The 13,817-nt window shown below is 35.2% G+C and carries 1 protein-coding gene; it reads right to left on the reverse strand.

Going from position 1 to position 13,817, the window contains the following annotated elements:
* Positions 1 to 212: 212 nt before the first annotated feature.
* Positions 213 to 13,532 carry a cadherin-like domain-containing protein gene (locus tag WHD07_RS13655; protein WP_343328850.1) on the reverse strand — a complete coding sequence of 4,440 codons (13,320 nt, stop codon included), beginning with the start codon at positions 13,530 to 13,532 and terminating at the stop codon, positions 213 to 215.
* Between the last annotated feature and the right edge of the window lie 285 nt (positions 13,533 to 13,817).

Here is a 13,817-nt window from a genome sequence, read left to right on the forward strand (position 1 = left end):
ATAGAGTGATGTTTGTTTGGTGATTTTAAGATTATTTTTTAATTTAATTTAGATAAGAAGAACTATAAAGAAAAGGGATTTAACCGTTGGGATAATTAAAAAATTATAAAAGAGCTAAAATTTTTCTAAAAAAACTCTTAATAACCTTTTCTGTATAGTTTTTTATATAACGTACACCTCAGTTGTTTAAAGTTAAGGTGTACGTTTTTGTATTACTCAATAACAATTTTCTTATTGATGATTCCTTTATCAGTATTTATTTTTACGATATAGATATCTGTTGGAATTTGTTTTTTGATTTCTAATTGGTAAACTTCTTTTTGTTCTTTGATGCTCCAAAGAGTTACTTCTTTACCAAGTAGATCAAATAATGTAACTTTATTTATATGTATTTCTTGATTTTTAGAAATGACAATGTTATGATTTTTGTTATCAGCATAAACACTTGTTTGTTTTGCCAATAGCTCATTTTCTAAACTAAGTGTATTATCTGCAGCAACAAAAGCCAACACAAATCTGTCTGAGTAAGTCCCTTCTTTTAATTGATAAGTAGCACTAGTATTATTAATTTGTTGAGTTTTACCGGTAAATTTATCCTTAATATATACTTTTTGATTGATATTATTGATTTCATCGATGTTGATAGAAATGATACTATTTTTACTTACTACAATTTCTAACGGTACTTCTAATGCATCAGATATTTCTTGTACCCCTGTAATTACATAGCTTTGGGTATCGTTTGGAAATTTCCAATAGAAATCTGTTGGGTTAATATCATACAATTGAGAATCAGATCCTTTTTCATAAGAAAACGAATTTTTAGGATTAAAAGAGATCCCAATTTGTCTATGAAAAGTACTTCCAACTGCGGTAGCATAATTCATTCCTAGTTTTAAAATAGGCAATGTAGAAGCAGCTGTTTTTTCTGATGTTTTCTTATCACTTCTAAAAAATACCGAGTTTCCAATTCCTTTTGTAACGTAGGCTCTTTGTCTATTGTGAAAATTAATTTTTCCTTTCGTTTCTCCTTGTACAAAAAATCCTTGTCCAACGGCAATATAAGGTTCTGGAGCCTTATAAAACTTTTTATAATCTTTATCTCCAGTACTAGGAGTACAAGGGGTTTGTCCATCGTTATTTTCAAGTATCATTTTATCAATTTTAATACTTTGTCCATTATTAACATTGGTTAATGTAATGTCACTACCAGCTTCTAGACATAAATCAATTAATTTTTCTGTATAAAAATTATTAGAATTTGAAAATTTAATTTCTCCCCGATCTACATTATTGACTTTAATTTTTAAAGTTTTATCAGTATTAGCAGCATAGGTAATTCTTAAGGTATCTATACCGTTAGAAATATTTGAGAATTTAATGTAGTCTGTGTTGTTTAATGAAATTGCTGTTGTAGTACCAGCTATAGATTCTAAGCCTGTATTTATAGCATCTTCAGCTTCAAGTAGCATTACTCCTGAGCTTAGTAGATTTGCAGCGTAAGCAGTTGTAGCCATATCTTTATTTTGAGTAGCATATCCACCAATATACCCAGCAAAGTTATGCCCCGCAGTTCCTAATTTCTCTTTTTCGGCTACATGTTGCCAAAAATAAAGAGTCCCCGTAATAGCAGGATTGTCATCTATAAACTTTCTAGCATTCATAGCCGACGGGAAAGGGTTTCCTATTAAATAAGATTCTCCAGTATTAATTTCATTTTCTGTAGTAAATTTACCATCATTAGGAGTCCCTGCAAAGGTGTAATTTTGCTTTCTTCCTGGTCCTTTAAAGATAAAACCATCACCTCTTTTTATATTACCTTCTGCATACTTATGTACCCAGTTAGATCTACCGTTACTACCAGCAGCATAAGTATATATCCAATATTCTGCTAACGAAATTCCGCTTGCACCAACAGATCCATCATAACCAGGGCCGAAGGTAATTTCTTTAGGATTATTAGGAATTGTTCCGTCTTTAAGAACGGTTTTAAGAGCATAGGTATCTGGTTTAGGCTTGGTAATTGTTCCTGGATTAGTAACCGGAGAACTCATGTAATTGTAACGATATTTACTGTCTACTTCAGATTTTTGGTCTACAAATAATGTACCCGTAGTTCCCAAAACAGTACTTGAAATAGCACTAGTGCTTGAATGTGTTTGCACTAATTGAGCATCAGCACCCGACAATCGAATGTCTCCATCTAATACAATACCATCTGTAACCACTAATAAATTGTCTGTTATCCTTAATTCTTTTCCGGAATTTACATCTAATTTCCTTGCACTTAATCTGCTGTTAGTGTGATTGTAATCTTCGTCAACTACCACGTAACGAGATCTGTCTGGATACCCATTATCCCAAGTGCCATCTGCTTTTGTCGTTGTTTTATCAATCTTATGTAAACCAAGTAAAGTATTGGCATTTTTATCAGAATTTTTTATTTCAGAAATTAATGGGTCTTGAGGATGTCTTTCTGTACTGGTAACATTATTACCATAACCAGATTGATAAGGTGCTATAGCATCATCTATAAAAACAACCCATTCATTGGCATCATAATCTTTGTTAGGTGTTAGCCTTTCATCAATTCTTACCACTGAAGTTTTGTTAGTAATATTTGAAACAGCATCATATCTATTTGTCCATGAGGTAATACCGGTAGTCCCTGAAAGGGTAATGATATCATTACTTGCATCATTAATATCCGTTAGTGCATCATTCACTATAATGTCTGCAGTTCCTAGATTTGTAATATTAGAAATTCCATTGTTTTTAAATAAAACAGACTTACCTACTTTTAATTCTAAATTTACTATACCATCAGCGGTTGGTTTAACACCTGTTTGATCCCCCGTTTTATCCTTGTACAATTGTACTTTAATTGTGTTTGCAGGAATGTCAGTTGTTCCTATATTGGTGATTTCTATCCATCTTTCTTTATGATTAGGAATAGTAGTATCAAATAGATATACTTGTGTAATCATTGCATCTGCCAGAGTAATAACCGGAATAGAAGTAAGGTATAAAGTAGCTTTGTCGCATGCTTCTGGAGTGCCATTATCACAAATGTCATATATAATAGGAATTGTTCCTGTAAAATCAGGTTCTGGTACAAACGTATAGACTCCATCAGTATCTATTTTAATATTTCCTATACCAGCAATATCTATAGCAGTTCTAGGTGTAATTGGTGTTCCATTTACAGAAGCACCAGTAATTGTTGGATGATCACCTTCGGGGTCAAAATCATTGTCTAATACATTTCCAGTCATGGTATCTCCTTGTGGAGCAGAATCAGCATCATCATTAGCAAATGTTGTGTTTCCATAATTGTCTATCACATTTAAACTAAGTATCGCTGTATCTGTACCACCATTACCATCGCTAATAGTGTAAATGATGTCATTTACAGTACCCACAAATGTTGGTTCTGGATCAAAAGTATAGGTTCCATTAGTATTTAATTTCACGGTACCAGCAGTAACATTGTTTCCGTTTTCATCTATACCATTAACAGTAGTTGTGGTATTAATTACTAAGCCTGTTGCAGCTGTTACAGTTAATGTATCTCCATCAGGATCACTATCGTTAGAAAGTACGGTAGAGTTTAACGTTTTATCTAACTCTGTAGTATTCACATCATTTTGTGCCGTTGGCGGATTATTACCTGGCAGAACATTCGGAATCACTTTAATAGACAATATTGCCGTATCTTTTGCACCACTTATACCATTTACACCAATCCCCGTATAGGTTACAGGATCCATAGTTCCTGTAAAACCTACAGCAGGTTTAAAGGTATAAGTACCATTACCATTAATAGTTAACATACCTGCATTTGCAACGTTATTTCCGTTTTTATCTTTACCCGTAACTTGCTTAGGAGTTCCTAAAACAAAACCTGCAGCGGTTACGCTTAGTACACCTTTATCGTTGGTTGTTAATTGTCCATCTACCTCTATGTCTTGTGGAGTTTGATTGATATCATCTTCAGCAATAACTGCAGTTGGAATAGAAGTAAGGTACAAAGTAGCCGTATTACATGCAGGCTGAGTACCATCATCACATACTGTGTAAGGAATATCAGCAGTACCTGCAAAAGTAGCTTCTGGGGTAAAAGTATACGAACCTGTTTCAGGGTTTACAACAATTGTACCTATTAACTCAGGTGTTCCATCACCATTTGCATCTTCATAAATATTAATTAGAGTTCCATTAACGGGTGTTATTGGTGTCGCAATTCCGTCACCATTTGTATCTACTAAGATACTTGTAATGTCTTGGTCGTTTCCTTCAGGATCCGAATCATTGTCTAGTACATTACCAGTTATGTTATCTCCTTGCGGAGCAGAATTAGCATCATCATTAGCAAATGTTGTGTTTCCATAATTAGGAATAACATCTATGCTAAGTATTGCTGTATCTGTACCTCCATTACCATCACTAATGGTATAATTGATGTCATTTACCGTACCTGTAAAACCATTTTCAGGAGTAAAAGTATACGTTCCATCGTTGGTCATTTCTAGGGTTCCCGCTACATCAACAGGGTTTCCGTTTAAGTCCTTTCCAGAAACTGTTTGTCCTGCTCCAAAAATTGGGAATGTTGTTACTGTAGTTTCAGTAGTAATAGTAGTACCGCCAGAATTGGTGGTTACATCGGTGGTAATACTAGTTACTGTTAAGGTATCTCCATCAGGATCACTATCGTTAGATAGTATTTTTCCGTTGATAATTGGTAAATTTAATTCTGTAGTATTTACATCATTTTGTGCTGTTGGCGGATTATTACCTGATATAATGTTTGGAATAACTTCAATAGTCAATATTGCCGTATCAGAAACATTACCTGCACCAGTTCCTGTATAAGTTACAGGATCCATAGTTCCTGTAAAACCTGCAGCAGGTTTAAAGGTATAAGTTCCATTACCGTTAATGGTTAACATACCTGCATTAGCTACTACATTTCCGTTTTTATCTTTACCCGCAACTTGTTTAGGTGTTCCTAAAACAAAATCTACAGAGGTTACGCTTAGTACACCTTTATCGTTGGTTGTTAATTGTCCATCAACCTCTATGTCTTGTGGAGTTTGATTGATATCATCTTCAGCAATAACTGCAGTTGGAATAGAAGTAAGGTACAAAGTAGCTTTGTCGCATGCTTGTGGATCACCATTATCACAAACCTCATATATTACAGGGACTGTTCCTGTAAAATTTGGTTCTGGCATAAAAGTATAAACGCCATCAGTATCTATTTTAATATTTCCTATACCTGCAATATTTATAGCAGTTCCAGGCATAATTGGTGTTCCATTTAAAGAAGCGTCAGTAATCGTTGTTGGATTCTCTTCAGGATCAAAATCATTGTCTAATACATTTCCACCCATAGCTTCTCCTTGCGGAGCAGAATTAGCATCATCATTCGCAACGGTTGTGTTTCCATAATTAGGAATAACATCTATGCTAAGTATTGCTGTATCTGTACCACCATTTGCATCACTAATGGTATAGTTGATGTCATTTACCGTACCTGTAAAACCATCTTCAGGAGTAAAAGTATACGTTCCGTCGTTAGTCATTTTTAGGGTTCCTGCTACATGAACAGGGTTTCCGTTTAAGTCCTTTCCAGAAACTGTTTGTCCTGCTCCAGAAATTGGGAATGTTGTTACTGTAGTTTCATTAGTAATAGTAGTACCGCCAGAATTAATGGTTACATCGGTAGTAATACTAGTTACTGTTAAGGTATCACCATCAGGATCACTATCGTTAGAAAGTATTTTTCCATTGGTAATTGGTATATTTAATTCTGTAGTATTTACATCATTTTGTGCCGTTGGCGGATTATTACCTGGCAGAATATTCGGAATTACCTCAATAGATAATATTGCGGTATCTGTAGTTCCTTGAATACCAGTTCCTATATAGGTTATAGGATTTATGGTACCTGTAAAATCTGTAGCAGGCATAAAAGTATAAGTCCCATCACCGTTAATAGTTAACATACCTGCATTTGTAACTGGATCTCCGTTTTTGTCAATACCAGAAACTTGTTTGGCAGTTCCTAAATCAAAGTGAGAAACAGTTACACTTACTACACCTTCATCATTGGTAATTAATTGACCTGAAACAGATGTGTTTTGTGGTGTTTGATTGATATCATCTTTAGCTATAATAGTAATAGGTAATGATGTAAGGTACAAAGTAGCCTCATCACATGCTTGTGGGGTTACACCCGTATCACATTTGGTATATGTTATAGGAATTGTGCCTACAAAACCTGTTATAGGAGTAAAAGTATAAGTTCCATTTTCATTTAATGTTAGGTCGCCTACATCTGGAATATTTGTTAATATATTAGGATTAATATTTATTCCGTCTATAGTAGCACCAGTTACCTTGTGTAAATCTCCTTCCGGGTCAAAATCATTATCTAATACATTTCCATTCATAGTATCTCCTTGCGGAGCAGAATTTGCATCATCATTAGCAAAGGTTGTGTTTTCGAAATCTGGTTTTACAGATAAGCTAAGAATAGCAGTATCTTTTCCTTCATTACCATCACTAATAGTGTATGTAATATCATTTACAGTACCTGTAAAACCTATTGCAGGTGTAAAAGTATATATACCATTTTCATCAAAAGTAATTGTACCAGCTACATCTACAAGGGTTCCGTTTAAGTCCTTTCCAGAAAGTGTTTGTCCTGCTCCAGGAATTGGGAATGTTGTTACTGTAGTTGGAGTAGTAATAGTAGTACCGCCAGAATTATCGGTTAGATCGGTGGTAATACTAATTAATTTTAACGTATCACCATCAGGATCACTATCGTTAGATAGTATTGTTCCATTGGTAATTGGTATATTTAATTCTGTTGTATTTACGTCATTCTGCGCCGTTGGCGGATTATTTCCTGGTGTAATATTTGGAATTACTTCTATAGATAATATTGCGGTATCTGTAACGTCATCTGCACCAGAACCTGTGTAAGTTATCGGGTTAATTGTACCTGTAAAACCTAATGACGGTGTAAAGGTGTACGTACCGTCAGAATAAAGAAGTAGGGTACCAGCATTGGTTACTGGATCTCCATTTTCATCAACACCTGGTACATTTGTAATTGTTACACTTCCTGGGGCTCCTATAGTTCCGGCAGGAACATTATGGTCAATGTTATTAATCGTTACAATCGTTACACTTGTTACGTTTTCATCATTTGTTAATAATGCACCATCAACGGGTATATTTTTAGGTGTTTGATTGATGTCGTTTACAGTATTTACAGCAGTATTACACTCGGTACTTTGAATATGTTTATTTGTAGAAGTACCAATTGCTTGCGACGCGCCTCCGGGTTGCCCATTGTTGTCAATTGCTTCTTTAAGTCTGTTGTTTGAATCCAAGTCAGAGAAGTTATAATTACTATCTCCTTCTATAGCATCTGGACAGCCATCGCTGTCACTGTCTGTATCTAAATAATCTGGAATGTTGTCTCCATCTGTATCTTGATGCATACAAGCGCTTAAATTACCAATTATTATATATCCATCGTTTTGTGTACTGTCTGCAAAAGTGTATGAGATATTTAATTTATCTATGTCATTAACCTGGGTATGAATACTCATGGTAACATTATAGTCTGGAGGTGTTCCGCTTCCGTTGGCTTTAAAAACATTATTTCCTAAGTAGATATAACCTTCTGGAATTGTAAAATCCGAAGCTTTTAAAATATAAGTTGAAGCATCTGATAATATAATATCTATGGTAACTTGTTCACTTTTTCCTGAACCTGACGTACCTTCATCTATATCACCTATTTGAAAGGCAAGATTATTTACGTTTTCTGCAAAATCGATGGTTGCAATAACTGGTACTCCAGCGGTCTGACCATTATGTCTTATACGCCATCCAGAAAAATTAGGTGCAGTACCACTTGTTCCATTTGCAGTATGTGTATCGTCTGCTATTGTAGATGCAGATGATATAGATGCATTAAAAGTAGTGCTTCCAAATGGGTGAGGGTTTGTAGTTGCTGATACAGTTGTTGGAGAGCTAGTTCCAATTGGAGTTCTAGTCCAATCATTAGATAGGTACTCTAAACATTGGCCTTCAACGGTATCTAAAATTCCATCGTTATCATCATCATTATCACAAATATCATTTATACCATCATTATCAGTATCTGGTAAATTAGGATTGGTACAATAGTTTGCGATTCCAAAATTATTTTCACAATCAGAAACATCGGAGTCGCTAAAAATAGCGTTTTTGGTATCTGATGTTGTTATAGAATAATTTGCTGGTAAGGTCGTTGCATCAACTTTTACAAGATAATTTGTTGTAATTGGTAATCGATAATTTACTACAAGACGTGGTGCTTTGCTTGAGCTACCATCAAACGATTGAGCTACTCTAGTTCCGTCACCTACCACTAAAATTGCAATAGCATTATTTGGACTCCAATTAGGTCTATCTACTATTTTTTTGATAACGTCTTTAATATTAGGTGAATTATAAGTTGAATTATCAGTCCAAGCTGGTACGGAAGTCCAAGGTACAGTAACCGTCGTTTTAGTACGTGACGTAGTGTTATTTGTTGCAGTAGTAAATGTAGGAGCGTTATCTACAGCATCTGCAGAAAAAACAAGGTTCGTAGATCCACTATTAGATGCTTCTGCTGTAAATTCTATATAAGCATTGGTTATAATTGCACCTTTAGGGATATCCATGTTTGTAAATCTCATACCTACAGTTCGTGCAGTTTCACTAAAGGTTCCTAAATCTAGACTGGTACTTGTAAGAAGTGGTGTTCCTCCAGCTGAATCTTCCTCAACATCATCAGAACTCTGTGAAACCCTTTTAGAAACAGCGGTAACAGTACCTGTTGGTATCGTAAATTCTACGGAATAATTTCCATTAGCATCTGTTACGCTTGTATCTTTTAGAGGTTCGCCAGCATCAACTAAACCATTTTTATTACTGTCTTCATATAAATTTACAGTGATATCTTTTTTACCAGCTTCACCAGTATCAAAATTAGCATTTAAGGAATCATCCATAAATACGGTACCATTTATTTTGTTTTTTCCAGGACTTGCAATAGAGCATCCTACAGGTACTCTAACTTTGGCAACGTCACAGATATCAGGGAAATCGCTAGAACAAATTCTATATTCAAATTCATCAACACCAGAAAAACCAGGGTTTGGAGTATAGGTAACTGTACCGTCTCCATTGGTAACTACGGTTCCGTTTGTAGGTTGTAATACGCCTAATGTTGAAACTGAAGAGGGATCTATAGTACATAAAAAACCTACATCATTATTATCAAGATCAATAGTTACTGGTGTGTTTATTAAAGTTCCTTTTAAATCATCATTTGCGAATAAAATTTGTTGTAAACATCTTGGTTCCATCACATATCCCACATCTTGCGAAGGTGATCCTTCTTTTGTGGTATTACCATTAGCCTTAGGGTCTTGCCCCCATACTGCGGCAAAAGGTACATCGTCACAGGTATATATTGCTATTCCAGATTGATCATTATCTGAGTTATCAAAAATTTGATAGGATTGGAGTGCGTTTAACGGAACTGCCAAATCATAAGGCAGATTACAACCATTTGCGGGAGCATTTGGAGAAGTTGTTACGTTTCCATTGTATTTTATGTAGATGGTGGTATTTGCTGTTGGTGTAATCCAAATTGGATTATAATTTGCTGATAAATCATTAGATCCGGGTGCCCAAGCAACACTTGCGAAAGTTGTTAATCGATTGCTTGCAATAAGGTTATAAGACCAATCGTAGGCAGATCCTGAAGAGTCAGCATCGGTTACAGAAATAGCAGTAAAAGCTTTACCACTTGCGCTTTTAAATTTATAACCAGTTGCTACATTTGGTAACGCTAAATAATTTGAACCATTAGCAGGTAACACAACGCTACCAGATGCATTTGTTCCAGAAGTATAGTTTACAGTTATAGGGACATCTAAGGTATTTGTAAAAAAGATATAGACAGGTGCAGAATCTAATGTTGTATATACTGGTGTGTAGTAGGTGTCACTATAATATTCACCAGGTAAAAGTGCTAGGTTACGTGTTCCATAATGGTCAATACCACCAAATAGTAAATCAATCCCTACAGGGTGGGTTGCGGTAACGATGGCTCCAGATTTAATATCGTTAGCATTGTTTGTGTCACTAGATTTTCCAGGTGTAGAGGCAGTTCCATCATAAAACCAAACTTCTCCTTCATTTAGGGTGTGTGTTAAGTCTACTGTATTGTCACCATCGTAATCTAAACTTACTACAGTACCATCGGTTGCTGCTCTAATAAATAAAGCCGTGTATTTAAATGCTGATGTACCACCTAATGTAATGTTTTCTCCAAAAGGAATTACAAAAAGTTCACCAAAACGACTTGTATCAAATACATTCGTTTTTACGTTTTGAACATCAAATATTTGTGAATTAGAGCCTTGTGGATTGGTGTCTCCAGATACTTTAGAAATGGCAACGTCAGATGATGTTAAGAGTTTGTCTTTTCCATCGTATTTAATTTCTGCCGAGTTTCTTGGGTTATAAGCAAATTGTTCATCTAGAAGTATGTATCCTCCTGCTGGAATAATATCCGTTGGATATCCTGGAGCCACACCATTAGTTAGATCCCCATCTCCCCATGTTTGGGTTGTAGATTGACTAGGTATATTAATATTTCCTTCATATCCATCTTCCCAATGATCGTAGACTAAAGTTGTATTAGGGTAAGGAAATTTAATACTCAATATTGACCTAACTGTATTACCTAAAAAATCATAATCAGAAGCACTAATAAGCGATTCTCTTAACATGTTTGAATCTTCCGGAAATGGTAAATAAAATGTTTTATTATTGGTCGCTTCCAAACATGGATCTCCAGTTACTGCTTCTACTGTAACAGTTACCACAGCTGTAGCACAAACTACAATTGGACCATTACTACAGATTTGGTAGGTAAAGGTTTCGGTGCCAGCGAAGTTACCATTAGGCAAGTATAAAACTTTTCCGTTATCATCTACTTGTACGTTACCATTTACAGGTGGAACGGTTATGGATACGGTAGTAATATCTATATCACATTCATCATTGGCTAATACATTAACCGGAATAGGTCTTCCTTGAAGCCCTGTTACAGCATCTGCATTTGCAATGATGGCAGTACTTGTAATGATTAAAGTTTCGGATTTAGGACCATTACATCCAGCTGCTGTAGCGGTAATTGTTGCGTCTCCATTAAAAAGGGCACTCCAAGTAACTACTCCTGTTGCAGAATTAATTGATCCTGCAAGAAGCGGACTTAATGAGTAAGTAATACCTGTTGTATGATCTGCTGTAGCTGCATAAGTTGTTGTTGCAGCACCTTTACATCTACTCGTAGAAATGGCAGCCGCAAAAACTGGTATTTCTACAGATGGGTTTGTTGTAACTGTATGTGTAGAAGTTGTTGGCCCTCCACAACCTGTCGCGTTAGCAGTTATTGTTGATGTACCTGACCATCCCGCAACATAAGTAACTATCCCATTAGTGGTGTTTATAGAATTACCACCTGTTATACTTGCTGTGTCAAGACTATAACTAATGTTTGTTGCATTCGCAGCTGTAGCTGTATAAGTGATATTTTCAGTAGCTTGACAACGTGTAGAGGTTGCACCTAAATTAAATACTGGAGCTTCAATAAGAGGTGAGCAGATATCAAAACTAAGCGGTTTTGTGGCTGTTCCTGTACCTTCGAACCCTTCTTCTGTGGTTGCAGGGATTGAGTATGTGCCTCCTAATCCTGTAGTATTCCACACGTATTCATACGTTCTTGTACAATCTATTGTCGCTACCGAATTTGCTGTTACTGGAGCTCCTAAAATATTAATTTTTAAACCTGTAATGTCATTGTATCCAAACGGACTTGTTACTGTTGCTCTTAGATAAGTTGTAGTACCTGCAGTAGCTCCTGTTATGATATTACCATCAGGGTAAGGTGCGTCATAAACTGCGTAAGATATTATATCTATATACGTAGAAAGAGGTAAACTTATTTTTGAAGGTTTTGTTTTACTATCGTAAGCTATACTAAAGGTAACATTAGATTGGGCTGTTGTTATTTCTAAAGTTATTGCTTGTCCTGCGGGTATGGTTGCACTGGTACTTAAAGTGCCACTCCAATTTAATACATCACCACTATAACTAGGGTTTGTTAAGGTTACAATATTAGTTGTACCATACTTTAAAACCGCAGTTATGTTAGGGTTTGTTGGCATTGTTCCAGTATCTATATTTACATATGTTGAGACTCCTATTGGCGAACCTGCATCTATGACTAAAGGACTGCATAGTGCAGGGGTTTGTGTAAAAGATACTGTTTTTGAATTTGAAGTAGATAAGGGGTTTAAAGCAACTAAAACTTGAGCATATTCGTCCGTACCACCAGACCAAGACATGGTACCATTGGCAGGTGCCGTAGCGGTACTTGCTGCACCAATTAGGTTGTTATTATCTGGGCCTAAGTCCCATTGAGTTGTTTGGCCATTTCCTGCAGAGTGTGAGTGGGCGTTATATTTGTTTTCCCAAACAATTGCATCCATTACCATCCCGTTAGTTGGAACGGTAACAGGTAAAGAAAAAGAACTAGTATCACCGTAGTTTCTATTTATTGACCTTGTAGGGTTGCTTAAGTTTACATTATTAAAACTTATGGCACCAGCAGCTGCAAGTTTACTTCCTATATCTGCGATATTGAAGGCTACGGTATGAGTACCTATTACCGGGTTTGCTATTCCCCACATTTCAACCTTATAATTTTCATTGTCTGTATATTCCCATTCTAAAAACTCCATCTGGATGCCGTTGTAGGTCATTGATGTGATATAAGAATTAAATCCATCACTTTCATAAGATACTGCAACAATTAAATATTGATTGGCAGCTGTTGTGTTGTGAGTAAATGAATGGTTGTTTTTATTGACAGTTGTATTAGTATACGTTGTTTTATTGGCTATAGAAACAGCAGGTAAAGTGTACGAAATACTACTAGAAGTAGCGGTTGTAGCATCATTTGTAGCCACGGGGTCTATCTTGTCTAATGCATTTGTGCTTGTTAGATAAAGTTGTTTTACAGCTGTGGTTTGTGCGGAAATTGATGCTTTTGCGTACATCGTTTTATTACCCAAAAAGTCTATAGTTGGGGTAAAACTGTATGTTTCTGTAGATATTTCAGTTCTGTAAATAAGAGGAGTATGTTCTTTTTTTGAAGAAGTGGTTACGTTGTTGTTTTCTTCGGAAATATTTGTGTCTGTGCTTACATTTATGATATTTCTAGTTGGTTTAATTTTTGTCTTTAAGTGATGTAAATGTTTTAGCCTTACACTACCTGTTGAACTTATTGTTTGTGAAGCTACATTTTGATAAACAAACAATGTAAAAACCAAAAATGTATTTAGCGTAAATTTAGTTATTAGCTTAAAATAGCTATTTTTTTGCTTAAAGTAATTTTTTTTCATTTTTATCTTTTTTTCTTACTCACAACTATAATGTTCATACTTCATAACTATGAACATTTTTTACATTTATTCAATTAACCATAACTAAATTCATTAAGAATATAGTTGTGGTTAACTTGATTATTTATAAATCGTTTTTTAACGATTTTTTAGGGGAGGGGTAATTTTGTGTTTATTAAATTGGGGGAGATTACAAAAGTATTATGTTTTTTTTAATATCTTAATATCAAACGGTTATGGTGAAGTGAATAAAACTACGCAAATACTACGCAAACAATATTAAAG

The sequence above is a fragment of the Polaribacter staleyi genome, from assembly GCF_038024045.1.
GTDB lineage: Bacteria > Bacteroidota > Bacteroidia > Flavobacteriales > Flavobacteriaceae > Polaribacter > Polaribacter butkevichii.